Annotated in this window: 26 protein-coding genes; 9 read left to right on the top strand and 17 right to left on the bottom strand. The window is 36.7% G+C overall.

Going from position 1 to position 26,929, the window contains the following annotated elements; genetic code table 11:
- The first annotated feature begins 100 nt into the window (after positions 1-100).
- The gene (locus QNH17_RS07600; protein ID WP_283878129.1) at positions 101-1,840 is read left to right on the top strand and encodes an AAA family ATPase; all 1,740 of its coding nucleotides are present in this window, start codon (positions 101-103) and stop codon (positions 1,838-1,840) included.
- Positions 1,841-1,965: 125 nt separating this feature from the next.
- On the top strand, positions 1,966-2,382 hold the full coding sequence (locus QNH17_RS07595) for a YkvA family protein (RefSeq protein WP_283878128.1): 417 nt from the start codon (positions 1,966-1,968) through the stop codon (positions 2,380-2,382).
- A 26-nt stretch (positions 2,383-2,408) separates the two neighbouring features.
- Here the strand turns inward: QNH17_RS07595 and QNH17_RS07590 are convergent, their stop codons facing one another.
- Together QNH17_RS07590 and QNH17_RS07585 are read right to left on the bottom strand one after the other, a co-directional pair.
- Positions 2,409-2,534, bottom strand: coding sequence for a YjcZ family sporulation protein (locus QNH17_RS07590; protein ID WP_081825507.1), 126 nt, complete (start codon positions 2,532-2,534; stop codon positions 2,409-2,411).
- Positions 2,535-2,568: 34 nt separating this feature from the next.
- The gene (locus tag QNH17_RS07585; RefSeq protein WP_098572537.1) at positions 2,569-2,664 is read right to left on the bottom strand and encodes a YjcZ family sporulation protein; all 96 of its coding nucleotides are present in this window, start codon (positions 2,662-2,664) and stop codon (positions 2,569-2,571) included.
- Positions 2,665-3,003: 339 nt separating this feature from the next.
- Here QNH17_RS07585 and QNH17_RS07580 point away from each other — a divergent pair, with 339 nt between their 5' ends.
- Positions 3,004-3,717, top strand: coding sequence for a glycerophosphodiester phosphodiesterase (locus QNH17_RS07580; RefSeq protein WP_283878127.1), 714 nt, complete (start codon positions 3,004-3,006; stop codon positions 3,715-3,717).
- A 90-nt stretch (positions 3,718-3,807) separates the two neighbouring features.
- On the opposite strand, the gene QNH17_RS07575 is transcribed toward QNH17_RS07580, so the two are convergent.
- Both QNH17_RS07575 and QNH17_RS07570 read right to left on the bottom strand, forming a co-directional pair.
- Positions 3,808-4,638, bottom strand: a complete 831-nt coding sequence (locus QNH17_RS07575; RefSeq protein ID WP_283878126.1) for an undecaprenyl-diphosphate phosphatase — start codon at positions 4,636-4,638, stop codon at positions 3,808-3,810.
- Positions 4,639-4,866: 228 nt separating this feature from the next.
- Positions 4,867-6,057 carry a response regulator transcription factor gene (locus tag QNH17_RS07570; RefSeq protein ID WP_283878124.1) on the bottom strand — a complete coding sequence of 397 codons (1,191 nt, stop codon included), beginning with the start codon at positions 6,055-6,057 and terminating at the stop codon, positions 4,867-4,869.
- A gap of 270 nt (positions 6,058-6,327) precedes the next feature.
- Between QNH17_RS07570 and QNH17_RS07565 the strand changes: the two genes are divergently transcribed.
- From QNH17_RS07565 to QNH17_RS07555, 3 genes are all read left to right on the top strand, one after another.
- A complete protein-coding gene (locus QNH17_RS07565) occupies positions 6,328-6,933 on the top strand; it encodes a DUF6230 family protein (RefSeq protein WP_283878123.1) in 606 nt (201 codons plus the stop codon).
- A gap of 28 nt (positions 6,934-6,961) precedes the next feature.
- Positions 6,962-7,411, top strand: a complete 450-nt coding sequence (locus QNH17_RS07560; RefSeq protein WP_349632566.1) for a DUF6114 domain-containing protein — start codon at positions 6,962-6,964, stop codon at positions 7,409-7,411.
- 94 nt (positions 7,412-7,505) lie between these two features.
- Positions 7,506-8,063, top strand: a complete 558-nt coding sequence (locus QNH17_RS07555) for a hypothetical protein (protein ID WP_283878121.1) — start codon at positions 7,506-7,508, stop codon at positions 8,061-8,063.
- 32 nt (positions 8,064-8,095) lie between these two features.
- Here the strand turns inward: QNH17_RS07555 and QNH17_RS07550 are convergent, their stop codons facing one another.
- The 3 genes from QNH17_RS07550 to phaQ all read right to left on the bottom strand — a co-directional run bounded on the left by QNH17_RS07550 (position 8,096) and on the right by phaQ (position 10,706).
- A complete protein-coding gene (locus tag QNH17_RS07550; RefSeq protein ID WP_283878120.1) occupies positions 8,096-9,307 on the bottom strand; it encodes a coiled-coil domain-containing protein in 1,212 nt (403 codons plus the stop codon).
- 396 nt (positions 9,308-9,703) lie between these two features.
- A complete protein-coding gene (locus QNH17_RS07545; protein WP_283878119.1) occupies positions 9,704-10,288 on the bottom strand; it encodes a hypothetical protein in 585 nt (194 codons plus the stop codon).
- Complete coding sequence (gene phaQ, locus QNH17_RS07540; RefSeq protein ID WP_283878118.1) at positions 10,269-10,706, bottom strand: poly-beta-hydroxybutyrate-responsive repressor; 438 nt, start codon at positions 10,704-10,706, stop codon at positions 10,269-10,271. Before phaQ ends, QNH17_RS07545 begins: the two co-directional genes overlap by 20 nt.
- Positions 10,707-10,856: 150 nt before the next feature.
- Here phaQ and QNH17_RS07535 point away from each other — a divergent pair, with 150 nt between their 5' ends.
- Complete coding sequence (locus QNH17_RS07535; RefSeq protein ID WP_283878117.1) at positions 10,857-11,639, top strand: alpha/beta fold hydrolase; 783 nt, start codon at positions 10,857-10,859, stop codon at positions 11,637-11,639.
- 68 nt (positions 11,640-11,707) lie between these two features.
- Here QNH17_RS07535 and QNH17_RS07530 read toward each other — a convergent pair whose 3' ends face one another.
- From QNH17_RS07530 to QNH17_RS07495, 8 genes are all read right to left on the bottom strand, one after another.
- A complete protein-coding gene (locus tag QNH17_RS07530) occupies positions 11,708-12,769 on the bottom strand; it encodes an alpha/beta fold hydrolase (RefSeq protein ID WP_283878116.1) in 1,062 nt (353 codons plus the stop codon).
- 1 nt (position 12,770) lies between these two features.
- Entirely contained in the window at positions 12,771-13,319 is a 549-nt protein-coding gene (locus tag QNH17_RS07525; protein ID WP_283878115.1) for a hypothetical protein, read from the bottom strand.
- Between the two features lie 19 nt (positions 13,320-13,338).
- Positions 13,339-13,992, bottom strand: coding sequence for a hypothetical protein (locus QNH17_RS07520; protein WP_283878114.1), 654 nt, complete (start codon positions 13,990-13,992; stop codon positions 13,339-13,341).
- A gap of 39 nt (positions 13,993-14,031) precedes the next feature.
- Positions 14,032-16,635, bottom strand: coding sequence for a bifunctional acetaldehyde-CoA/alcohol dehydrogenase (gene adhE, locus QNH17_RS07515; RefSeq protein ID WP_283878113.1), 2,604 nt, complete (start codon positions 16,633-16,635; stop codon positions 14,032-14,034).
- A 267-nt stretch (positions 16,636-16,902) separates the two neighbouring features.
- The gene (gene ppc / locus QNH17_RS07510) at positions 16,903-19,662 is read right to left on the bottom strand and encodes a phosphoenolpyruvate carboxylase (protein ID WP_283878112.1); all 2,760 of its coding nucleotides are present in this window, start codon (positions 19,660-19,662) and stop codon (positions 16,903-16,905) included.
- 173 nt (positions 19,663-19,835) lie between these two features.
- A complete protein-coding gene (locus QNH17_RS07505; protein ID WP_283878111.1) occupies positions 19,836-20,987 on the bottom strand; it encodes a cadherin-like beta sandwich domain-containing protein in 1,152 nt (383 codons plus the stop codon).
- Between the two features lie 84 nt (positions 20,988-21,071).
- On the bottom strand, positions 21,072-21,521 hold the full coding sequence (locus tag QNH17_RS07500; protein ID WP_283878110.1) for an SRPBCC family protein: 450 nt from the start codon (positions 21,519-21,521) through the stop codon (positions 21,072-21,074).
- Positions 21,522-21,661: 140 nt separating this feature from the next.
- Positions 21,662-22,843 carry an LL-diaminopimelate aminotransferase gene (locus QNH17_RS07495; RefSeq protein WP_283878109.1) on the bottom strand — a complete coding sequence of 394 codons (1,182 nt, stop codon included), beginning with the start codon at positions 22,841-22,843 and terminating at the stop codon, positions 21,662-21,664.
- A 178-nt stretch (positions 22,844-23,021) separates the two neighbouring features.
- On the opposite strand from QNH17_RS07495, the gene QNH17_RS07490 reads away from it, so the two are divergent.
- Positions 23,022-23,657: a YczE/YyaS/YitT family protein gene (locus QNH17_RS07490; RefSeq protein ID WP_283878108.1), complete on the top strand. Its 636-nt coding sequence runs from the start codon at positions 23,022-23,024 to the stop codon at positions 23,655-23,657.
- Between the two features lie 100 nt (positions 23,658-23,757).
- Here the strand turns inward: QNH17_RS07490 and QNH17_RS07485 are convergent, their stop codons facing one another.
- Both QNH17_RS07485 and QNH17_RS07480 read right to left on the bottom strand, forming a co-directional pair.
- On the bottom strand, positions 23,758-24,414 hold the full coding sequence (locus QNH17_RS07485) for a YcnI family copper-binding membrane protein (RefSeq protein WP_283879453.1): 657 nt from the start codon (positions 24,412-24,414) through the stop codon (positions 23,758-23,760).
- A 31-nt stretch (positions 24,415-24,445) separates the two neighbouring features.
- The gene (locus QNH17_RS07480) at positions 24,446-26,095 is read right to left on the bottom strand and encodes a copper resistance CopC/CopD family protein (RefSeq protein WP_283878107.1); all 1,650 of its coding nucleotides are present in this window, start codon (positions 26,093-26,095) and stop codon (positions 24,446-24,448) included.
- A gap of 350 nt (positions 26,096-26,445) precedes the next feature.
- On the opposite strand from QNH17_RS07480, the gene QNH17_RS07475 reads away from it, so the two are divergent.
- On the top strand, positions 26,446-26,703 hold the full coding sequence (locus tag QNH17_RS07475; RefSeq protein ID WP_283878106.1) for a hypothetical protein: 258 nt from the start codon (positions 26,446-26,448) through the stop codon (positions 26,701-26,703).
- Positions 26,704-26,929 lie beyond the last annotated feature (226 nt).

The following is a 26,929-nucleotide window of genomic DNA, read 5'->3' as shown; positions in this document are numbered from 1 at the left end:
TTTTTATGCAGGGATTTGCGTTTCCCAACGATTCCCACATCCATTTTTCTGGAAACCCCTTTATAATAGAGTAGTACTCTGTTGAAGGAGATGAAGAAAATTGAAGCCAAAAATAAAAAAAGTTTATAAGTTTATTCCGCTCATTGCAGCGTTAATATTAGTTATTGCAGGAATCGTCTGGATTATACAAACAACCAATAATGAAGTGGCTATCCCATTCTCTTCTGTTGAGAAAACCATTCAAGCTCAACAAGGAAAAACCGTTAACATAATTGAAAAACCCGATGGAAGCCTTTATATTCATGCGGGTGAAACGGTATATCTTTCCCATGTCCCACCAAACAGCCAAATGGTAGATAAGTTGGTTGTTAAATATAATATCGAATACTCCTATTCAAAGAGCAGTAAATATGGAAAATGGATATTAGGCGGAGTTATCCTTCTGTTGGCTGGGGCAGCATTTACCCTTCAAAAAACAAAAGGTGGATTGGGAATAAATAATTCGATGAAGAATAGTGTTGCAAAGTCTCAAACCCTTCCCTCCATTAGTTTGAAAGATGTAGGTGGACTCGGTGACGAAATGAAGGAAGAAATCTTACAAACACTCTCGACCCTAAAAGAACCGGAGCGGGCTTCAAAATTAGGGATTACCCCACCCAAAGGGATTCTTTTATACGGTCCCCCGGGTACTGGTAAAACCTTACTGGCTCAAGCAATCGCCCGAGAATTAAACGCTGCTTTCTTTTCGGCAAGCGGTTCGTCATTTAATGAAATGTTTATTGGTGTTGGAGCAAGCCGGGTCCGGTCATTGTTCAAATCAGCAAGAAAGCATAGTCCTGCCGTTGTATTCATTGATGAGGTGGATGCTTTAGCCGCAAAAAGAAAGGCACATGGCGGCGAGGAAGCCGAAAAAACATTAACAGAATTACTTGTGCAGCTTGATGGCGGCCATTCAAATGATGGAATTCTTTTTATTGCTGCCACAAATAGAAAAGACATGTTGGATGAAGCCTTCCTTCGTCCAGGAAGAATCGACTTCTCCTTCCATGTACCACTTCCAGATACAAAAGGAAGAAGAGAGATTATCGCTATTCATGCTAAAGATAAATCATTTGATAAGGATGCTCTTGCACAATTAGATGAATTAGCAGAAAGTACTTCAGGCTTTTCAGGTGCGGAACTTCAATCATTATTTGAGACGGCTAGCAGAAGAGCTGTTCGGAACGGCCAAGAAACGATCCAGAAGCAAGACATCGACTATGCCCTTGATCGAACAATTTTAGGGAGCACTTCCCGGTCATTACAAGATTATGATACAAAACGCAGGGTCGCTATTCATGAAGCAGGTCATGCCATTGTAGCATCCTTAACGAAACCTGGTTCAGTTAGGAAAGCAACCATTATCCCTCGTGGTGAGGCACTCGGGTATGTTGCACCAATTCCAAAAGAATTGCATTTATCTACGACCAGTGACTTGTTAGAGCGTGTCGCAATGGTATTAGCTGGCGGGGTTGCTGAGAGAATGCATTTAGGAGAACACAGCATCGGCGTAAGTGGCGATGTTCAGCAAGCAAAACAAATTATCGAACAAATGGTAGATACCGGAATGCTTCAAGAAGGATTCACATTGACCTTCAAAAAACAAGATAAAGAAGAAAAAATGCAAGAGCTATTTGAAAAAGCTTTACAAAAAGCAGAGAGTCTTATTAGTAACAATCAGTATCAGTATCAACAATTAGTTGATGCATTACTAAAGAAAGAAACACTTGAAGGCTCAGAAATTGAAGAGATAGTTTGGGGATCGCCGGCAGCCATTAGTGATAATATGGTCTTTGTATAAATATAACCTACGAAAACCAGGTGCTGCTTATGGGGCACCTGGTTTTCATTTTTCATGAATCATCTAATGTTTTTTTCATTTGGTGGTAAACTAAGCATGGACTTCACAAAAAGGAAGTGAATGATTTGTTTGGTAAAACTAAGATTTTTGAAAAAGAGCAGCATAAATATACTAATGAGGCAAAAGAATACCTTCTTAACCCGCAAAAAACAGAGGGATTACTTAACAAAGCATTAAAAATGGCAAATGAGAAAAAAGGAAGTCTAGGAGAAGTTTGGGAAAAACTGCAATTATTTTTTGAATTAGTTAAATCCTATTCAAAAGGTGAATATAAAAATGTCTCGCCAAGCACAATTCTTACTGTCATCGGTACTCTGCTTTACTTTGTTTCACCACTTGACTTAGTACCAGATTTCATTATTGGTCTAGGCATACTGGATGATGCAGCTCTGATTGGCTTTACTGTAAAGAAAATCTCCACTGAATTAGATGCTTTTAGTAAATGGAAACGAGCTTTTTCAAATGAAAACCCGCTTGATTAAGCAAGCGGGCCTCCCTTTTTATATTTTTATCTGAAGCAAGCTGCACCGACAATAATCAAGAGGATAAATAATACTACGATTAAAGCAAATCCCCCGCCGTAGCCGCAGCCGCCGTAACCATAGCCGCATCCACCATATCCGTAACCAAACATTTTTCAAGACCTCCTTTTTATCTAAATTGTTTTTTTAGTAACACCATGAAGCCCCAATAATAATTAACAAAATAAATAAAACGACTAGTAGGGCAAATCCGCCGCCGTATCCACCAGCTACACCTGACATTTACATTACCTCCTTTTCTTAATTCCATATATCCTATTCACTTGGTTAAAAATGTGCGATAGACACATATCCAAATTACCCAGTTTAAGAAAAAAAGAAGAAGCCCATAATTAGGTGAAAAATCAAGTATAATAATGGATTTTGACCCTCAAAAAAATATTTTTTACAATTTCATCCTCCTCCAATTGACATTCCTTTCTATTTTTCATACCATGTTCACAAATAAATTTAGATTGGGGCCCCAACTTGAGGAATGCTGCTACGCTTTTTTTAATACTTATCACGGTAATAGTACGAGCAATAACACGGTTCAGCGAGAAAAAGAAAGAAAATTCCCCCTTGAAAATTGGTCATAGAGGTGCGGCAGGCTACTGTCCAGAAAATACAATCTCATCCTTTAAGAAAGCGGTAGAATTAGGTGTCGACTACCTCGAGCTTGACATTCAGATGACAAAAGACCGTAAATTAGTTGTGATACATGATCCAACCGTTAACAGGACAACGAATGGGAAAGGAAAAGTAAAGGATTTTACTTTACAAGAAATTCAAAGACTTGACGCAGGAAGCTGGTTTCATTGTAATTTTGCGGGAGAAAAGATCCCATCTCTCTCTGAAGTATTTGATGAGTTTGCTGGGAAAATTGGCATTTTAATTGAATTAAAAAAACCCTCACTTTATCCCCTCATGGAGGAAAAACTTGCGGAGGAACTAGAGAAAAGAGAGTTAACATCCGGTGACAAGCAAATTATTGTTCAATCCTTTGACCGTGGTGCGCTCAAACGGTTTCATGAACTTGTGCCGGCCATTCCAATTGGCATTTTGGTTAAAAACACCGGGGTAAAGATGATTTCGAATAAGAATTTAAAGTCTTTTTCTAGCTTTGTGTCGTATGTAAATCCAAAAATAACCATGGTGAATAAGCGAATGATCAAAAGAATTCATTACCATGGCTTTAAAACAATTATTTGGACAGTTAATAAAAAGAATGACTTAAGGACGCTAAAAAATTTCCATGTAGAAGGAATCATCAGTGATTTTCCAGATTTATCATAAATAGAAAAAGGGTCTATTTTTGACTGAATAGACCCACTCACATTCTTTATTAACCTTTTGGTTCTATAATACAGAAAAGCAACGAATGATTTAGATAAATATAAAATACAGGATGATTGCCAGTACAATACGATAAATGGCAAATGGTAATAATCTTATTTTGTTAATAAGCTTTAGGAAAAAGCGAATAGACAAAAGAGCAAAAATAAAGGCACTAATAAATCCTGCGATAAAGATGGGAAGGGCATCAGCCGTCATATATTCCCAATTCTTTAATAAAGAGAGAAAACTAGCACCTGCCATGATTGGCACTGCCATGATAAAGGTAAAATCAGCGGCAGCACGGTGACTCATCCCCATCAGAACTCCTCCAGAAATCGTTGACCCTGAACGAGAGAATCCTGGCCAAAGTGAAAAGCATTGAAACAAACCGACAGTCAATGCTTGCTTATAGGTAATTTGGTCAACTGTTTGTACTTTCGGACTCTTTGGACCAATAACGTCAGCAAGAATCATTAGGATCGCCCCAATAACTAGCCCAATTAAAACAGTTGCAGTTGAAAATAAGTGTTCATCAATATAGTCGTTAAAAAGAACGCCTAGAACACCAGCCGGAATTAATCCCACCATTACTTGAGAAAGTTTTAAACGGCCTTGTTGCGAGGCAGCTTGTTTTTTGAAGCGCCCTAACCCTAATAAATCAATAAAGCGATCTTTAAAGGTGACAACAACCGCCAATATGGAACCAAGTTGGATAACGACTTTAAATGTGTTTGCTCCATGCTGTGTCAAAAACTTTTCGGATTGAAGCCACATATCATCCACGATAATCATGTGCCCTGTAGATGATACTGGTGCAAATTCTGTTAAACCTTCTACTAGCCCTAGAATAATAGCTTTAATAATCATAAGTAGATCCATTTCTGTTTATCTCCTAACCTATTTGCAAAAGTATTGTAAGTGATTATATGGTATAACTCATCCATTTTACTCATTAAACAATAACAAAGCAATATTTATTAAATTCCAGTTTACACTCTACTATTAATAACGCAGGCATTCAAAAATGGTTTCATGTATTTTTTCCAAAGAAAAAATGCGGCGTTAAAGTTTTGCCACATTCGGTGTTTTTTCTTTATATTGTTATTCTTAATCAATAATTCCCAACCGAATTGCTTTTACAGCAACTTCTGTTCTATTTTGGGCATTTAATCTTTTCATGATATTTGATATATAATCTCTTACCGTAAATTCACTTAAATATAGCTTTAAAGCTGCCTCAGCAGTTGAGGCACCATCAGCCAAAAGTTTGATAATTTCAATTTCCCTTGGTGAAAGTGTAATCGAATCATCAGTTAATATATCCTGCTTCTTAATATCAGCCTTAATAAACTTTGTTAGTAATTCACCCGAACTTTGGCCAAATTTCATTAGGGCTGGAAATAGGCTAGTGTCAACTGTAAAATGGATTCCCTGACCTTGATCTAAAATTACTCCACCGATTATTTTCCCTTCCGCTGGAACATAAATAGGAACAATGATTAAGGAGCCAAGGTCAAATCTTTTCACATATCTCTCGGGGAGGTCATTTTCTGCACTAGAAATATATATTGGCTGAAAATTCTTCATTTCGTGCCCTTGTGATTTTAATTTGACCAGACTTTCACTAAGGACTGGAATGTTAGTAATTTTTTCAGCTATCGCCTGCACTTCATCATTGTTGAAATGATGTCCAAATAAACCAATTCCGATACTTTCATGATTTGTAAACTTAAATAGTGCACAGCGCTTAAAAGGAAGAAAATAGCCAAATCCAAAGCATATATTTTCAATTGATTCACGAAAATTTTGTGAACGGATAATCCATTCATTAAATAAGATTACAGCATCCTTCCAAATACTATAATTATCTTTTTCAGAATGAAACAACATAACTTCACTCATTTTTGAAAATAAATAATGGACCGATGGATGTAATTTTGATGAGTACATAATCCTTGATTTTAAGACCTTGTGTGCTGCATTTTCCAACAAATTCAGGTGAAAGACGAGGGCCTCTGGCTCCGGACGACGTTGGAATTGTGCAAACCACTGATCTTGAATCTCATCCAACATCCTATATATATCAGATGGTTGATCATTGACGGACCGTAAAAAACTTACTAAAAAATCACTAATAAATTCAAAAACTGCTACCGATTTTTTATTTGTATTCTTTAGAGATTGGAGCATTAATCCCCATTCTTTTAATAAATCATCCTGATAAATTGCTAACATTTTAACAGCATCAATTAAAAGATTGTCTAAATGGTGGTTTAATGACTTCGACAATTCACCCACACTCCCTTCCCTGAAAATCTAAGATGTTATTGATTCTGAATGAAATCATAGTTATCTTCTATACATATTTCCTCTAAACCTGCCAAAATCCCTGCTAATTTTGGATTTTTTTGCATTTTCGTAGAACTTTGTTCTTACTATTAATAATCTTCCTACAAATGTAGGGATTTCGGAATCTACTGATTTATCATAAAATTGTGACGAATAGTGTAAGCACTTACAAGCGGCTGTAATGCTTGCGCGATTTATAATACAAAAGGAGGAAAGGGAATGAATTTAACAGCAGAATCAGTAATTGTTGGTGGGCAAACAGTTAAAAAGAAGTTGGTCTATGCTTTATTAGGTGGTTTTTTATTCTTAGGGATGCTGCTTAGTATTTTTGGAATTACAGGTGTAGCCGTTGCAGCTCCATTAAGTGGTTTTGGTGAATTTACTGTCAAATTCGACAAAATGGTTGGCGAGGGATTCCAATTATATGGTGGCGTTGCGGACGGAGCAACAACGAAAAATAATCCAGTTGCCGTCAACGCTATTGATAAAGCTACGATTAATGGCTTAGAAATTTCTAAAGCGATCCCTGCTCTTGGAATTCGGGTTGTTATTACCTCTGACAAACCAGTTGAGATTAATGGACTTCTTCAAAAAGCAACAATGGTAAATGGGGATGCCAAATTTGAAGAACTTACAATGTCCGAAAATTACATTGGAAATTATGACCTCACTGACCCAGCACAAAGAGCAGAAGCCCTGGCTAAGGAATTTACTCAAAAGGCCAATACCATCACAATTGAAAATGGTAATTTACAAACATTATATCTATTCCAAAAAACTGTAAGCTTACCAGGTATGAAGGTTTACTTCGAAAAGCTAAACTAATTTAACCACCACAGATTATTGAGTAAGGATGATAAAAATGAACTCTACTTATTCAAAACGTGAGCGGTTTAAGAGCTGGAGAGCAAGGCGCCCTTTTTGGGGGGCGACCTTGTGTATCCTTTCTGGACTGATCATTTTATGGGTACCGGCAAAACTTTATGAAGTGGCAGCTGCCCCAGGAAGTATCCTATTTGTGGGCTTCTTCTTAGGCGGTCTGACATTGTTAATGGGTTTCTTATCGTATATTATGCCAAGGCTTTCTACACTTCTTGGTATTTTGGCTATTTTTGCTTCAGTTCTTTCAATAATGGGTGCACTAGGCGGATTCCTCATTGGTACCATTCTCGGTATCATTGGCGGTTCGATGCTGATTGCTTGGAAGCCTGAGATTGCATCAAAACCGGCAGAACATGAGTCAAAAAACAATAATTTCGCAGAGAAGGAAGTAGCATCAGGTAAAGATATATTATCAGAATAATAGTTTAAAGCAGTACCTTTTATAAAGGCTTGTTAAATATACAGGCAAGCTTGTTTAAGAAATATTAATAGCATTCGCAGAAATGGTGATCGCTTTGGAAAGAAATAATATTTATAAGTTTTTAATCATTTTGGTTCTTATTTTGGGTGGTCTGTTTATACCCACCAAGGATAGTTTTGCTAGCAATACCATAGTTATTGGATTCATTATTGAAGCTGATCAAATTGAAGGTACCTTAGAAGAGCCTGTCATTATAACTGAAGATACGGCAGCACAGAAAGCTCGGCCAATGCTTAAATTGAAATTTGAAAATCTTTCAGCAGAGGGTTTACGTATAAAAAAATTAGTTCAATCTCCTAAGGGGATTGTTACAATCGATATGAATCCTAAAGAAACGGTCATATTCAACAATTTAACCCTTCATGTTACAAATACTGAATTTGCTGAGCACTATTTACCAGGTTCTGGTAATATTGGTTTTAAAAAGATTAAATTATTAGCACATCGTGTAACAGCTAATAATTCCAACCTTCCCCAATTCCAGTTAGGGTTTAACGAGGGCGGCGAAGTTGAATTGGAACCAAAAAGCGAGGATGAACTTATCCAAATGAAAACAAATTTAAAGTATTTACTAAACAGCCAGCATCAATAAAAAGAAGCGATGCATTGAAGCATCGCTTCTCCTTATTGTTGGTCGTTGATGATTCTCATAACACGCCCATTAAACTTCTTTTTGTAAAATCCTTGTGTTAAATCTGCAACTGCTATTCCGGTTGAACTTTGAGAACCAATAAATTTACCTCCACCAAGGTAAATCCCTACATGCCCATCAATTTTATAAGTGTCAAAGAATACTAGATCTCCAGGACGCGCATCACTTAGGGTAACTCTAGTGCCAGTATTTTTTAGGATATCTGTATGAGCGCCCACTTTAATTCCTGCCTGTCTAAAGGCCCACGCAACAAATCCGGAACAATCAAATCTACCATGGGCAACATCATAAGCGTTTCTCCCCCCGCCAAATACATAAACAGAGTTTCCAATATATTTTTCTCCAGCATGAATGACCACATTAATCGCTTCATTGGTGGTTGTAGGCAAAGGAACATTCACATTAACGGTTTCATTATTTTTATCTGTATCCTTAGAATTATGGGCTTCGTTTAATAATAGCGCTTCTTTTATTGCCAGTGTACCATCTTTCTGTTGTAAATCTGCTTTCTCAGAAAGTTTTTCCTGCTCCTTCATTTTAAGTTCTGCTTTTAATGCATCATTTTGCTCTTTTTGTTCTAATATTTGTTCTTGCATTCCTAAAAGTTCTGTTTTCATATTTTGCAATTCGTTTAACTTTTTCACTACTGAAGATTGTTTAGTTTGGACTTCATTCTGATCCTCTTTATACTGCTTAACTAGGTCTTGGTCTGCTTCCACCATAGATGCAACCGCACCAAGTCTTTCTACAAAATCACTAAAGCTTGAAGAACCTAGAAAAACGTGAATATAGCTAACCTGACCACCACTCTCTTGAAGCGATAAGGCACGTTTTTTTATTAATTCATTGCGTTTATTAATTCTCTCTTGAATGGTTGTTATTTCTTCCTGAAGATCCTGCACTTGGGACTGTGAGGCTTTTACCTTTTCTTCTGTTTGAACAATCATTTTATTATTATCTTTAATGGCTTGCTCAACTCTATTAATTTGTTCAATTAGTTTAATTAATTCATCTTGGACTTGAAAAATTTCTATATTTGCTTTTGAAATATCTGTTTGAAGACCTGTTCGCTGATCCTGTACAATTTTAAGTTTATTTTCCTTTGCATATACTGCTGGACAAGAGAAAACACTCCCGAGTCCCATAATAATGGTCGTACATAGTGCGATCATCTTCTTTTTCAATCTGGTTCCCCTGCCTTCTTAAAATAGACATCAAGCATCTAAGACGATTTTATATTAATTTCTAGGTCGCGCGACAAAATTCCTATGTAATTGCCAATTTAATAATCTAAGCTTTCAATTATGTAGGTCATTATTCATATAAACTTTCCAATATCATCTTATTTTGTCCCAACTAAAAGTATATCAACTATCTTTGTCAAATGAGTATTAATTTTATTACATTTACATTTAAATGGTAATTACTGGTTATTAATCCACTGAATGTATAACCTCCAACAAAAAAAAGAACCACAATCTCTATAATTTTAAGAAAAGAGATTGTGGTTCTTATGACTTGCAATCGATGCTTATATTGCTCAATGCTGTTGATTCTCCTTAGAAGTTAATACCTAGTAATTATTGCATCTTTACAAATTCTTTAAGACTATTTTTGCTTTTGTCAATAATGTTTAAATGAGTATCTCTTGCAAATTTAATATATTCCTTCCCAACCTGCTGCCATGCATTGCGCTGGTCACGACCAAAGGCTACACTTGATTCTGCATTTTTTTCAAAATTATCTTCTAGCTGGTCAACAATATGGAAAACTGATTTAATTGGTGTTAATGCTAAGTTCTCAAATTGCCCAGAAACCTCTAGTATCTGTTTCTTAAGTTCTTCTCTCTCGTTTATTGGTAAATTCTCATCCATGATTTCTTCTTTACCAAATGAGAATTGCTGCATTAGTTCAGAAACCATTTCCTTGTTTGTTTTTTTCGACTGTTGATACAAATTCGCAACCGATTTTCTAAATTGTTTATTAAAATTAAAGACCTCTCTTAATGCATTAATGTATGCATCCTCACTATTCTCCCGAAGCTTTTCTGCCCGTACACGTGAAAGTTCAAATTGATCCCAAAATGTGTTTACAAATGATCCTACCGCTACCGATTCTTCTGCTTCTTTAGCAGCTTGAACCGTTTCAATTTTCTTCTGTGCCATCGTCTTTCCTCCTCTTTCTATTATTGACTTTCTCTATTGGATCCTTCTTTTGGAACGAAGGAATGTAGAGCTCAAAGAAACTGGTATACATGTTGAAAAATTGATCTAATAACGATTGGTAAGATTCTAGTTGATTGGCATAACCCTTTAGGTATGTAATTCCTGCATTCGTTATTGAATATTTTCTTTTAGCAGGACCGCTCCCATTTGTATCCCATTCCGAAGAAAGAAGCTCGTCCTTTTCTAGTTGTCTTAAAAGTCTGTATAAATTCCCTTGGTCAAGCGTCTTAAACCCGAATGCCTCTAACTTCTGTATAAGTTCATACCCATGAAGTGACACCCTGCTAAGAAGCAATAAAATAAATGGCAGCACAAAATTTTTGGATGGATTAATTGTTTGATTGTCCTGATTTCCCATATCTTCATCACCTCACCCTATATATGTATTTTACACCTATGGGTAATATTTTGTCAACTTAGTAAATAATTATGATTAAAAGTTAAAAATTACTGTCTACATTTATAATTATTCGGCAATACACTAATAATTATAACAAGGTGGTGTGAAATGGAAAAATCAAGAATTAGTAAATTGGGAGTGCCTTATATGCATATAGGTACAGGCGACCCGTTGGTCTTGATCCATGGTTTAGGTGAAGTCAAAGAAGGGTGGGAAGACCAATTTGAATTGGCTGATCAATATAAGTTGATCATCCCTGACTTACGTGGTCATGGAGAATGCAGTAAGACGGAAGGAATATCAATAGAAAACTTTGCCTTAGATATACTCAGCTTATTAAATGAATTAAAAATTGAAAGCGCTCATATTTTAGGTCTGTCAATGGGTGGTGCAGTTGCACAGGAGATTTACCGGCAGGCACCCGAACGCTGCCGGACTCTCCTGTTAATTAGTTCATTTCATTATTTTCCTAAGAAACTTAAATGCGTATTATATGAACCACGAAAAGAACTTCTTCAGCAGATTTCATATACGAAAGAACACTCGGATTATGCCGCACGGATGACACTATATTCCTGGAATAAAGACACAGTTGAAAAATTCAATAAGTTTTTCCAACCAAAACCACAGATATTTGTTGACTCATTAGTGGCATGTTTTGAGGTAAATAATTTATCGTTATTACCGATGGTAGTTGTTCCGACCCTTATTGTTGGAGGTCAGTACGACTCAGTCTTGCCTGTTTGGATTCAGGCTTGGATGCACAAGCTGATTCCAAATTCAGAGTTTATTATTATGAGAAATACCGGCCATCTGGTCAAATTGGAGGCAAAAGACCGGTTTAATCAACTTTTAAGGACATTCCTTGCCCAACAAAAATCTGCTTCATAACTAGTAAAAGCGAGAAGGAGGGGAGTCCTTCCTGCTTTTACTACATTCTTGACTTAATTAAGAAATTCCTAAATTACTTGTGAACGTGAGCAGAGCCATTTGTCCGCGAAAATGGCAAACTTTCCGGTTAAGGCTAAAGAAACGTGTCCACCTTCAAATACCTCGTATGTCTTATCTTCACTGGAAACCATGTCAATAACAGGGAGGCTTTGTTTCTCTAGTATCAAAGTATCTCGTGATGTTGAGAAGACAAAGAATGAACAATGGATATTTCTTAAATCTACTTTCCTGCCGCCAATTGTCAGCTCTCCTTTTAGGAGTTTGTTATCTTTATAGAGATCATTAAATAGCTGTTTGAAAGCAGCCCCTGAAAACGATGCGGAGTCTTTTGTCCACTTGTCCATCCGCCGCCACTTTTTAACATATTCATCATCATGTGCACGGGAAATCAGGTTTACCAATGGACTAACGTAGACGGGGGAAAGTCCTCTAAACATTCCGTACATTATCTCAGATGGAATAACACCATAAACCTCAGAAAGTCGATCAAAATTAATTGTCCCTTTTTGAAGTCCTTTTAACCACTTATCCGGAACGATTCCTATACTGAAATCAATTGGTACGGTTGCTAGGACTAAATTCTTAATAGGCAAGTTTGTTAGTGAGGTAAAAATAGCGGCAATTGTGCCTCCTAAACAATAGCCAATCATCGATATTTCTTTTGCACCGGAATGTCGTAACGCACGTTTGACGCCTTTTTCCAAGTATTCAAGAATATAATCATCAAGAGTGATATCACTATCTTCATAACCAGGAGAACCCCAATCAAGGAAGTAAACATCATATCCTCTTTCCGTTAATCCTCCTACTACACTACTTCCTTCCCCAACATCTAAAATATACGATTTATTTAGCAGTGAATAGACTAAAAACACAGGGATTTGATATTTTTTTTCTTTAGCAGGATGATAATATACTGTTGATTTATTTTTTTTCCAGACAATTTCTCTCGTTGTTGGAACAATATCCGGTTTCGGTTCTGTTAAAACTTTATAGACTTGTTCCCACCTTAAAGATTCCTTTTTCAAATCAACTAATGGAATATTTCCTAATGCTTTTGCAATCATCATATCAGCCCCTTTCACTCTCACTGCCAGCACCAGTCAGAACAAGCGCATTTTCCCTGACTTTCGGCTTCCCTGGCTGCACAAGATTTTTCAAGGCCTCAAGTTCCTGTTTAATCTCTGTTAATTGAGAGATTTCTTGTCTTACATTTTGAAACTCTGTTTGAATGAAAGCTGATTCTTCCTTCATCTGTTTTATGATCGTCACCATATCTTGGAACATTGCCACGTTTCCATTATTTAAGGATTCCAAACTATCCTGTAAATTCCAAACCTGTTCTTCTAAAATATCAATTTTTTCTTCGGTTTGAAGAGATAATTTAGCTACATTTGCAATATCTTTTTTGGTTGGAATATTCATTACACCCGCCATGAGTTCTTGGTTCTTTCTTAACCGCTCCATATATCTTGCATGACTGTCTGTTCCAACCTTAAGAAGTCGAACGAACTCATTATTGTCAGATATCATATATAGCATGCCATTTAATTGTCTTTCCCACATTTCACTTATTCTTCTAAGTCCTTGCAATGGATCATAGGTTTTATCCTTTGACATAAGCCTTTTGCCTCCTTAATTAGGAATTTGTCATCTCTTCTTCTTTCTCCAAGTATTTATTAAATGGAAACATCAACGGTTTAATTTGGCGTGCAAATAAATTGACAAACCCTTTTTGATTTTCATAGATTAGGTTCCCTACTTGTTTAGTAGCCTTGAGATATTGCTTCCTGCCTTTTTTCCTAAGAGAAACATACTCCTCAATCATTTTAAGATATTTATCCATTACTTGATTTTTGCTAATAACTTGGCAAGGTGTACTTAGAATCGACATGGTTCTTTTTTGAAGTTGATCAATCTGGGCATTGATTTCTTCATATGACTTAAGTGGAAAGAAATGCTGCAGGCTAGTGGTGGACATCAAGAATTCCTCTCTTGCTGTCCTTTCCCATTCAGTAAATTCTTTATTAAATTTCTCTGCCATCTCTTCTATATTTTCTTGATTCCTTTGGATGCTATCTGCAAAAAACTTGGCCTCTTTTAGAAATACCTCGTCCCGGAAGTCTGAACGCTTGGCCCATTCGTCTAATTCATTAAATGCATTGTGCCAGAGAACGTCTAGGCTTGATAGCTGTGCATCGCTTACCTCTTTTTCTCTAATTTGTTCATCGTCCTTATTGGTGGATTCAAGGATAGGTCCTTGCTCTTTTTCAATTTTTCTTTTCTCAGACATCCTACTCGCATCCTTTTATGAATTTTTTATATCTTCTTTTTAAATACCACTAAAGGCCTGACGATAAATTTCTGCAAGTTCGCTGATAAATGGTTGTTTTGGATTTGCAATTGTATCTTGATCGTCGAATGCACGTTCTGCGAGAACGGCTACTTTGCTTTCAAATACTTCCTTACCAACCCCGCTTGCTTCAATACTCATCGGAATTTCTAATTCCTCCGTTAATTTAATAATTGCTTGGACTAGGCTTTCAATGCCTTCCTCTGTCGTACCCGCAGGGAGCCCAAGCATTTTAGCAATTTCCGCATAACGTTCATCTGCTATGAAACTTTCATATTTAGGGTATGTCATGAACTTATTCGGTTTAGCAGCATTGTAACGGATTACATGCGGCAAAAGAATCGCATTGGCGCGTCCATGTGGGATATTAAATTCAGCTCCCAAAACATGGGCTAGGCTATGGTTTATTCCAAGGTAGGAATTGGCAAAAGCCATACCTGCAATTGTAGAAGCATTGTGCATTTTTTCACGGGCAAGTTCATTACTTCCATCTCGGTAAGCTACTGGCAAATACTTAAAGACAAGTTGAATCGCTTTTAATGCAAGTCCATCTGTAAAGTCATTGGCCAATACGGAAACATACGATTCAATCGCGTGTGTCAATACATCCATCCCGGTGTCAGCGGTAACATGTTTCGGAACTGTCATAACAAACTGTGGATCAATAATGGCTACATCTGGTGTCAATTGGAAATCTGCAAGTGGATATTTTATATTTGTTTTATTATCTGAAATAACAGAGAAGGCTGTGACCTCTGAACCCGTTCCGGATGTAGTGGGAATCGCAACCAATTTTGCTTTTCCACGAAGCGCTGGGAATTTAACAACTCTTTTACTAGGATCAAAGAATTTTTGTGTCAAGCTATGAAAATCAGTTTCTGGATGTTCGTAAAATAGCCACATCGCTTTTGCAGCATCCATCACAGAGCCGCCGCCAAGAGCAATAATGCAATCTGGCTGAAATCTTCTCATCCGCTCTGCACCACTTATTACCGTATCAATGGTAGGTTCAGGTTCAATTTCGGAGAATTTTTCAAATTGGATTGTCCTTTGATTCTTGTTTAAATAGTAAACAACCTTGTCCACATTTCCATTTTTGACAGCACTGTTGCTTGTTAAAATGAATGCCTTCGAGATTCCTGGCATTGACGCAAGCATTTGGATTGAATTTTTTTCAAAGAAAATTTGCGAAGGTACTTTAAACCACTGGGTAAATGTTCTTCTTTTTGCAACCTTTTTAATATTTATGAGATTTTGTGCTCCTACATTTTGTGACACAGAGTTCCCTCCATAAGTACCACATCCGATCGTTAAGGACGGTAAGGATGTATTATAAATATCCCCGATTGCACCATGCGTCGATGGGGTATTGACCATGATTCGCCCTGCCTTCATACGTAGTGAGAACAAATCTACTAAACCTTGATCTGAGGTATGAATAGCTGCTGAATGCCCAAGACCACCATATTCTAAGGTTTCTTCCGCAATTTGCATGCCCTCTTCAAAACAATTAACCTTGTAACAGGCTAGAATCGGACTTAGTTTTTCACATGAGAGCGTATATTTTGGCCCTACACCCTCTAGTTCTGCAATGAGAATCTTGGTATTTGCAGGTACATTCACACCTGCCAATTTGGCAATCATTGTGGCTGATAACCCGACAATTAAATGATTAATTGTATTCGTCTTTTCAAAAACGGCAACCTTCTCTACCATTAATCTTTCTTCTTCATTAAGGTAATAACAATTATTTAAGATTAGTTCCTGTTTCACTTCATCATAAATTTCTTGATCAATAATTAATGCTTGTTCAGAAGCGCAGATCATCCCGTTATCAAAGGTTTTCGACAGGATAATGTCGTTAACAGCCCTTTTGATATTTGCTGTTTTTTCAATATAACAAGGTACATTTCCTGCACCAACCCCAAGTGCCGGTTTCCCTGAGCTGTAAGCCGCTTTTACCAAATTTGGTCCACCCGTTGCTAGAATAAGAGAAACTTTCGGATGCTTCATTAAAGCCTGAAACGCTTCATGTGAAGGAACTTCAATCCACTGAATGCAATTCTCTGGTGCACCTGCCCTCATGGCTGCTTCCTTCAGTAAAATCGCGGTCTCCGTACAACATTTTTGGGCAAAATGTGGGAATGCAAAAATAATTGGGTTCCTTGTTTTAAGCGAAATCAATGATTTAAAAATTACAGTAGAGGTCGGATTTGTGATTGGAATAACAGCAGCAATCACACCTACTGGCTCGGCGATCTCTACCATTCCTTCATTTTCGTTTTCGTTGATTACACCAACAGTTTTCATATCTCTAATATTGTTATAAATGAACTCAGTCGCAAACATATTTTTGAATACCTTATCTTCATAAACCCCTCTTCTTGTTTCATTTACAGCCAATTTTGCAAGATTCTTATGATTTTGAAGAGCAGTAAGAGCCATTTGTTTGACGATTTCATCAACCATCTCTTGGTTGTATGTACGGAATTCACTAAGTGCTTTCTCTGCATTATTTGCTAACATATCAATCATTGAAGTAATTAGATGTTTTTCATGTACTGCCTTTTCTTCAACTGCCATGTAATATCCCCTCCAAGTTCATTCCTCTTTTATTGATTCCATTAAAACTAGGCTTGTATATCGTTTATAATTACGTGGATTTTCACTTCTTCTCTTTTCTGGTTAAAATATAGCACGATGGATAAATCGAAAAATGTCGAATTTTGCGTTAAAATGAATGAATAACCATTCATTTTTAAAGAATTCATAAAATGTTCATAAATTGTCCCCCATATAAAAAAAGCCATAAATCCTTTTGAAAAAGAATTTATGGCTTACTTTCATAAATCAACCAGTATTCCGTAGTCCAGCTGATATTCCACTGATAGTTAACAATACCTCAATTAATAGATCGTCGTTAGAGCCACCCTGATTTCGCAGATCTTTTATTAACTCCACTTGTAAAAAGTTCAACGGATCGACATATGGATTTCTTCTAAATACCGATTCCTTAATATTCGGTGTATGATCAAGCAATTCTTTATCGCCTGTAATTCGGAGAAGAATTTCTTTGGTTCGTTCATATTCTTCAAGAATATTAGTAAATATCCGTTCAGCCATATTTTGGTCTTCAACAAGTGATAAATATTCTCTGGCCGTCGTAATGTCTGCTTTCATTAATGCCATTTGTAAATTATCAATTGTTGATCGGAAAAACGGCCATTTTTCATACATATCCTGAAGAATATGCAAATTTTGTTCTCCCTTTGCTGCAAATCCTTCTAAACCAGTTCCGGCTGCATACCATGCAGGAAGCAATTGGCGGCTTTGCGTCCAAGCGAATACCCAAGGAATGGCCCGTAAATCTTCAAAACGCCCTTGATTTTTTCTGCTCATTGGTCTGGAGCCGATGTTTAAGTCCCCTAGTTCTCTTAGTGGTGTTGCTTCAGTGAAATAGGTAAGGAAATCTGGATCACCAAACACCAATGATTGATATTTCGTTAAGGCTAAGCTTGAGATTTCTTCTATTGTCTCAACCCAAATTGGATCACGTTGATGCCCTTGCTCTGCTTCTTTAGAAATATGTGTAACTGCTAAAAGTAACGTGGATGTAGCTTGTTCTAAACTGCGGTAGGCAATATCCTCAAGTAAATATCTTGAAGATAATACTTCACCTTGCTCGGTTATTTTGACACCATCCCCAATCGTTTCAGCAGGCTGCGACAGGATACTTTTATTTAATGGACCGCCGCCACGGCCTAATGAACCACCACGGCCATGGAAGAACTTAAGTCCGATTTGGTACCTTTTCGCCATTTCATGAATCTCAATTTGAGCCTTATATAGTTTCCAGTTAGCTGTTAACGTTCCACCATCTTTGCTACCGTCCGAGTACCCAAGCATTATTTCCTGCTGGTCCCCCAATATTTGCAAATGATTACGATAGACAGGCATCTCGAAAAGAGTTTCCATTATTTTTGGTCCAGCTGTTAAATCGTCAATTGTTTCCAGTAATGGTGCCACATGTAAGTGACTTTCTAATGTGCCATCTGCGTGAAGGCGATAAATTCCAGCTTCTTTTGCAAGGACAAGTACCTCAAGCAAATCACTCGGTGATTTTGTCATGCTCACAAGATAAACGGAAATAGCTCGCTTTCCGAATTCTTCGTGTGCCTTCTTAATCGTTTGGAATACTTTAATCATTTCCTGTGTTTCAGCAGAGTAGTCTTCATTTAGTAATAAGAGTGGACGAGGATCCAATAATATATTTTGCAATATTTTTAGTTTTTCTTCTTCAGAAAGACCCGCATAATTCTCAGTGATACTGACTTTGCGCAATATTTCTGTCATGGCTGCTTCATGTTCGCCGCTATGATTTCGAATATCGAGTGTAGCTAAATGAAACCCAAATAATTGTACTTGTCGGATCAGCTTTTGAATAATTTTTGATTCATGGGCTGCTGGATGATGCTTTTTCAAACTCCTTTTAATCACATACAAGTCTTCTAATAATTCTTCGGCAGATTTATAGCCTAAGTCCGTTTTTCCTACTTGTTTTACACGTTCAATAATAATTGCAAATGCACGGCGGTATGCCTCACCTTTATTTGGCCATTTTTTGTCATCCGTTAAATAAATATCCTCTTGCTCAATTAATGTAAGAAGATCATCACTTACCTCCACCCTGGTAGTGGAATGACTATATCGTTTCATTAATTCAACTAAGGCATTTTTATATTTTTTTAAGACGAGTCTTCTTTGTTTTTTCAATGTCTCCCAAGTGACATCATGTGTAACATTTGGATTTCCATCCCGGTCACCACCGATCCAGGAACCAAAACGTAAGAAATTAGGAACTTCCCATTGTGCATTTGTGAAGTTCTTCTCTAAACATTCCGCCACTTCTTGATGAATTTCAGGCAGTACTTCGAATAGAGTTTGATCAAAATAATACAAACCATTTCGAACTTCGTCTAAAACAGTAGGCTTGTTCTGTCGTAATTCATCCGTTTGCCAAAGTATTGAAACTTCGTTAAACAGACTTTCTTCCAGCTTTTTTCTTTCTCTTCTTGTTAATAAGGGGTGATCGAGGTTTTTAAGAATTTCAGCAATTCGCTGCTGAATCTCAAGTATGGAGCGTTTCGTTGCCTCTGTTGGATGAGCTGTAATCACAAGCTCAAGAGATAAAGTATTTAAAGTATCTTGAATGACATCTTCTTCTATATTATTCTCTTTAAGCAAAAGAATCGCACTTTCAATAGAAGCAGGTTGGACAACCCTTTCCTCTTGAAGTTGGTACTGTCTTCTTCTACGCATACGATGGTTCTGTTCCGCTGCATTAATTAAATGAAAATACATTGAGAATGCTCGAATAACTTGTTTCCTCATCGGTGCATCTAAACTAGAGATTTCTTCCTTTAAGGCATCATAAATTGATTGATCAAAATGTTCCCTTAATGTTTTACACATTAAACGTATTTTTTCCACTTTATCAAATAATGCGGAACCACTGTGATTTATCAGAATATCTCCTAACATTTTCCCCAGTAATTTCACATCACGACGCAACGGAAGACTGCTGTCATTTACTTTAACTTCTGTTGTCATACTGCCACCTTCCTTTAATCTCAAAATTCGCTAAATTTTTTATTTATTAATATACCACAATTTTAAAGGACATGTTAAAAATAAGTTTTCTTTTTTTTTAATAAATTTTCAATTATACGAAAAAAACCTGCTCTGTGCAGGTTTTTTACGATTTTTTTCTAAAAGTAATCTTTTTAAGATTCTTTATCAAACACAAGCACATATGTCTTTCGATCATCATCATCATACGTAACGACGACAGAAATAATTGTTTTCTTGTCACTTTCCAGTTTTATTGTTTTCCTCGTTTCTCCTTCTATTAATATTTCAGCACTGCTATATTTTGCAATCGGCTCTAGTGTTATTTCATCCACATCACTTGAAACCTTCACATGGTACGTAAACTCATTACTTGTAAACGCGCTGTCAAATGTTCCTTCAGATACTGACAGTGACGATAGTAATGCTTTACTTACTTTATCGGTATTTATGGAACTTGGCTGTTGAGAAGTAGGCTGTGTAGAATTAGCCCGATTATTTGTTTTTATATTGGGCTGTATAGAACCTGGATTATTGTTCTGATTTTCTGCAGGTGTTTTAACTTCAGCTGGTTTATCTTCCACCGCTTTATCCTCAACAGGTTTCTCTCTTGTAACGTGGATGGTATAAATCTTCATCGAGCCATTTTCAGCAGTTACCGTGATCATAATATTTGACTGACCAACGGGTAGCGAAACATCCACTCCATCTTTTCCTGCTATAGTAGAATTCACCTTTATTGTTGAAGTTGCTTCTATGGCTGTCGGTTTAAATGTAATGGCAGGAACTTCATTTGGAACATTGACCTTATAGTCATTAACATCTGAAGAAAATTTGGGTGATAATTCACCTTTTGATAGTTCAATACTTTGCAAGAAATTATTAGCATTTTTCTCTCTTGTTACCGTCAGGGTATAGGAATTGGATGAACCATTGCCATTATTTACAGAAATAATAAACTTATTTTCACCTGTTTGAAGGGCGTAGGTCCCTATTGATCCATTGACAATCACCTGATCGTTGATTGTAATCGATGAATCTGTATTAGAGCTATCTACTAATAACTTTATATTTTGAACCTCGTTCCCTACTGTGGCAGTATATTCAAATAAATCTGCAGCGAATTTCTGCTCGAGTTTGATTCCTTCAATCTCTAATTTTGAAAGAGTGCTCGCTAATTGGTTTTCTTGAACTGTTGTTGTGTTAGTTTCAGCATAGGCAGATGTAATGGGTGATCCAGTTCCCAACCATGCCAGTGAAATAACTATCATTACATTTAGGGCTTTGTTTGATTTTAATTGTTTCATCGTTAATCCTCCTGTCCTCTATCTTGTGGGATAGTGGAATTTGGACTAACTTTATCATGGATTGCTTAAGTTTATCTTAATTTTTTACCTGCGATGAAATTCTTCTAACTTTGTAGAAATGACTGAGGCTACCTCATCATCCGATTTTTGGAGTGCTTTTTTAAAAAGGGAATTAGCTAATGATCCCATCGGCCCTGACGCATTGATTTCTAGAAAGCCCGTTACACGAGTTTTATTTTTATTTAAGGCTTTTGCTTCAAAATAACCTTCACCTAAATGTTTTTCATTTGAACGTTTTAATTCAAAAGATACTCTGGATGGTTCATTCCACTCTTTAATATCTATCAATAAACTAACCTTTTTCTTCATTACGCCAAGATCACTCTTAAATTCCCAACAGATTTGACGCTCATTTCTCTTTTCATGTTGAATATAACCTGGTACAAGCGGTGCCCAATTATTTTCGTCTCGAATAAAGTCCCAAATCACTTCAATTGGGATATCTAATTCTAGATGTTGTAAATCGCTAAGCATCTTATCCCTCTTTCGTTTTAAAAATAAAAGACCCTCATATGGCAGAAGGTCTTTTACAATATATATGTAGAAATTTATATTTATAGAAGAGGCGCGAAGCAGTTTGCCAAAAATATCCTCATCACAGATGAAGTTACTTTTTACTTATTTCTTGAATATTCCATTAGGAATTCATGAATTCGTTCAGCTGCTTGAGATAGTCGTTCTGGTGGTTGTACCATGGCAATCCGAACATAGCCCTCACCCAAGTTTCCAAACGCATCACCAGGAATGACAGCCACTCCAGCTTTGTCAATCAATTCAAAGGCAAACTCACGGGATTTCCAGCCTGCAGGGATTCTTGCCCACACAAACATGGTTGCCGGAGACTTGGCCACTTGCCAACCGCTTTTTTCAAGCCCAGAAATTAACACATCGCGGCGAAGTTCATATTCATTAACCTGTTTTTTAAGAAAAGCGAAATCTGAAGTTAACGCCCTTACTGCTGCTTTTTGGATAGGATAAAAGACTCCATAATCTATGTGGGATTTAAATGAAGCCAAGATGTCAATCGCTTGTTCATTGCCTACGACATAACCGATACGGCATCCTGCCATATTAAAGGTTTTCGAAAGGGAATTAAATTCAATTCCAATCTCCTTAGCCCCTGGAACCGACATGAAACTAAGTTGTGGATTCCCATCGAATATCAACTCAGAATACGCAAAATCATGAACAACCAAAATATTGTGATGCTTAGCAAAGGAAACTACCTTTTCAAAAAATGACTGATCAGCTAAAGCTGTTACTGGGTTACCAGGATAACTGATTATCATCATTTTCGTTTTATCTAGCACATCTAACGGGATTTCCTCAAGCATTGGTAGAAACTTGTTTTCAGCTAATAATGGCATCGGATAGATAATCCCGCCTGCAATATTTACGCTTGCCTCATAGATAGGATACCCGGGATCCGGTACTAGGACATAATCACCTGGATTAATGATTGCCGTAGCCAAATGGGCAAGACCATCCTGAGACCCCATCAACTGCAATACTTCGGACTCTGGGTTAAGGTCGACCCCATATCTTTGTTTATAAAAATAACTTACTGCCTGATTAAATTCAGGTATCCCTGCCAGGGTATAACCATATTTGCTTGAGTCACTTGCGGAGTCAAGCAATGTATCCACAACAAATGAAGGCGGTGGAAAATCTGGACTTCCTACACTTAAATCAATGACATCCTTACCGGCTTTCATTGCTTTTAATTTCCGATTTGCTACCTCTTGGAAAATACTTGCCGACATTTTTTTTACTTTTTCTGATGCAACGAGATTCATAGATATCCCTCTATCCTAAGTAAAATTTCAACAATTCAAACATATTTAAATTATATCAGTCTAATGAATTCAATTCTATATTTTAAGATAATCATTGATTATTATTCACTCATACTTTAGAATCTTAAGATAGGTTTTAATATTCAGGAAAAGGGCTTTATGTGGAGGTAACTGAAAAATGAAGCTGGTTCAGTATTTATTATTTTTTGCGGGACTAACCTTTTTTGGCTTAGGAAATGCAATTGCCGTTAAGGTAAAATATGTAGGCCTACATCCTTGGGAGGTACTGAATGTTGCGCTATTTGAACATTTTGGTTTCACCATTGGCACTTGGGGAGTCATATGCGGGCTGATCTTGATAATCATATCTTTTTTTGTAGCAAGGAGTTATATTAGCATAGGTACTGTCCTTAATGCCTTATGTATTGGACCTATCATGGACTTCTTCCTCTGGTTAGATATTCTCCCAAAAGCAACGGGTACTTGGGTTGATTATCTCATTCTTCTCTGTGGAATCATAATTACAGGGGTCGGCGGCGGGATGTATGTTGCAGCAGGAATTGGTGCGGGTCCTCGCGATGGCTTTATGCTATCCATCTCTGATAAAACTAAGTTATCAGTTAGTCAAGCTCGCATTATCGTAGAGTCCATGGTCCTTTTGATTGGTTTATTTTTAGGGGGGCCTGTGTTTATTGCTACTTTCCTATATACATTTATTCAAAGTCCAATTTTCCAACATTCTCTAAAGCTATTTAAGTCATTAGTAGAAGCGATCAAAAAGAAAAAAAGCCAACCACAAGGGATTGCCCTTTAAATAAGACCATGAGTCCACCATTTTTTTTTATATAGTAGCTAATTAAAGAAAACCTTATAAAAAATAGAAGATGCCCACGGCATCCTCTATTTTTTTAAGGTTATTTTTTTCGGATTGCGATAATCAGTGCAGCAAAGGAAAGCAACGCTGCTAATCCTGATAAAATTAGTGATAAAGATGTGGATGTTTCTGTTTTCTTTTCAGTCACTTCTGTTTTCGTTTTTTCGTTATCTTTTGTCGGTGTCTTATCACTATGTTCTGTTGTTTGACTGCTATGTTGACCCGTGGTAGCAGCTTTTATAATATCTGTAATCGAATGTGGTGAGTCAGACCCTTCTTCTCCTGTCCATTCCACTATACTGCCATCCTTGTAATATTGAAAAGCATCCCAAGCAGCTTTGGTTGCCTTTTCAGGGTTTTTGGCTACAAATTCAAATTGTTGGAATTGACCACTTAAAATCCCTTCCCCAGTCGCTTCAAAGGTGAATGTTTTTACTTTTCCACTAGCATCCTTTTCAGATGAATAGGTCCAGCCTGGAACGGGTTGATAAGACATAATTTCTACACCTGCTGGTGCTTTGACTGTTACTTTGGTAGTGGCAACATCTTTTTCAACTGGCACTTTTAAGGTATAAGTTTCCCATGCTCCAGTTGAAGATGTTTTTGGCATCACTGTTACATGTGCACTTGCCATACTTGTGAAGAAAAATAAGTTGATTACTGTCGGAATAAATACTTTTGAAATTATGCCAATCATTTTTTTCATTAGTAACTCTCCTCAGATGATTTTATTGACTTCCCACTAAAACATGGAAATCTGTATCGATACTTTCTAATGACTTTGTTAGAACGTGTACATGTACGTTCCACTTCCCAGCCATGCTAAAATGTAAACCTTTCACTTCGTACTTTCCTTCAGCCGTTTTTGCTAAGCTCACAGTTTCTTTTCCCATATCCATTTCAAGCATTGTAAACGTTAAGTGTAATTGTTCAATATCTTTAATTGGCTGACCTGTTCTGTCTTTTAATGTAACTTCAAATAAATTTGTTCCAACTATATTTGGGGTTGTTTTCAGTGTAATTCGCTTGCCATGATTCACTATATTGGTGTTATTGTACGGCCCCGGCGACTGCATGGCTGTTGGTAAATTGGTTAAGACCACAGAAAGAATAAGGATCATTAGTCCTATTAAAAGTTCACCCTTTAATGATGCCCCAAGTCCTTTAGTGGTTTCCTTTCTTCCTTTAAACAAATTCACAGCAGCAAGCAATACCATCAGTACAAATAAACTAACTTTACCTATTAATACCTGTCCATAGTTTGTTTGCACTAAAGCTGAAAGGTTGGGAATATATAATAGGCTGCTATATATTCCTGTAAAGGTTAAGAGAAGAACAATTATTAATCCCCATTTGGAGAAGTTTTTTATCATTCTTAGATAATCCTGTTTTAAATCCGTATTTTTCCGGAAGGAAAGGAATCCGACAAAACCAATTAAACTTCCAATCCAAATCGATGCGCCAAATAAATGAAGGAAATCCATTGCAAGCGGTAAAAATTGATTTGATTGTGAAGCGGCATGACTTGTCATCGACTTGGTCCATAGCAAAGCATTTCCTAAAATAAAACAAGCCCACAAAATGATTCGTTTCGTACTCTTGGCCATCCCGATGAACGAGGTAAGGAGAGTAAGAGTAATGAGAAGGGCGATTTGCAGAAGCCATGAATGACCATAATTCGTGTTTGTTAAGATACTTTCAATTAATGTAATGCTGAACACTTCACTCCATGGGAAACCAGATTCAATCGTTGCCTGTAATGGCAGACTTAACAGGATGCTAAAGAATAGTAGTGTTAGACTTGCACTAATTAGTCTCCGGAACTTCTTGTCAACTGTTTCTATCTCCCTTAACTTCTTGGGCATGACCATCATATAAAAAAAGATTAGCCCTACATAACAGGCATTACTAATATATTGAAGCCAACGAATGACGATTAGATCGGCTTTAGGAATATAACCCTTTGTTTCCTTATTGGAAGAAGCTGAATTTTGACCTTCATCACCAACCTGAAATGGAATGACTCCTTCGACAGGATGGCCATCACTTGAAACCACCTTCCATTTAATTCGATAGGATCCAATGGGAAGGTCCTTCTTTAATCCGCTTTTTAAGATAGACGGATGTTCTGGATCAATTTGCCCATTGTTTTTATCAACTCGATTACCTTCCGAATCAAATACCTTAATGGAGTTAAAGGCAGGCTGGATTGATTCATCAAATTTTATTATTACCTCCGCTGGAGCTTTTTCTACTTTTTCATTTTCCAATGGTGTAGATTTTTTTATGTAGGCATGCGCAGATGAAATAGACGGAAATAAAAATAGAAACAGGGCAAGGATTCCTAGTAATGTACTGACCTTCTGTTTTGTTTGCAAACCCTCACACCCTTATCATCAAAATCGTTGTTGTAATTAATAAATTATAGCTTTATGCAAAATAGTTTCTACTATCGATACTATGATAATGATAAATAGAGGTAATAACAATATCTATATCAGTCCAACTTGTGACTAATTGTTGAACTTTCTCAGTAATTGAGGAATTTGTTACACATTATCATCCTTACCGCTAATATTTTATTAAAACAATAAACCTCTATTAAATAGCCATTAGGAATAAATTCATTGTCTAATAAAAATCTTCATAAGATCAACACCAAATCTCCCTTATTTCTGCAAATTTTTGTTTTAGGATAAAGGTGATAAAAGAAAGGAGTTGTAAAATAATGAAAAAGTTTGTTGTTGGAATTCTAAGTGCAACTTTTATTCTAGGAGCTGGCACTGCTGTATTTGCATCTGGAAACGGCCACTCTGGTAATGGTGTAAGCTTTGAAAAAATGTTACCGTTTATGCAAAAGATGCATCCTGATTCTTCCAAGGCTGAATTAAAAAACATGTACAAAGCTTGTCATAAAAATGATGGGATGATGGGTGATACAAAAGGAAAGGAAATGGAAAGTGATAATATGATGAATAGTTTTTAAAAATGGCGTGACTATAGCAGATAAATTAGTGTTTCGAAACATCGTAAAATAAGAAATGATTGTCAACTATATTTTTTCTAATGGTTTGGTATACCTACCAGACCTTTTTTACATTCAATTGCTAACTTTCTATTCTATTTTGTATGAACTTTGTCATATCCTCCTAATCTTAAAAATCCTATAATAGGTTGGTGTACTACCCTAGATGAAATATTAGAAGGGAAGA

Origin of the sequence: Neobacillus sp. SuZ13, assembly GCF_030123365.1 — a bacterium.
Taxonomy (GTDB): Bacteria; Bacillota; Bacilli; order Bacillales; family Cytobacillaceae; genus Neobacillus.
The sequence above is the reverse complement of the archived record's forward strand: the minus strand, read 5'-3'. Positions and strand labels throughout refer to the sequence as shown.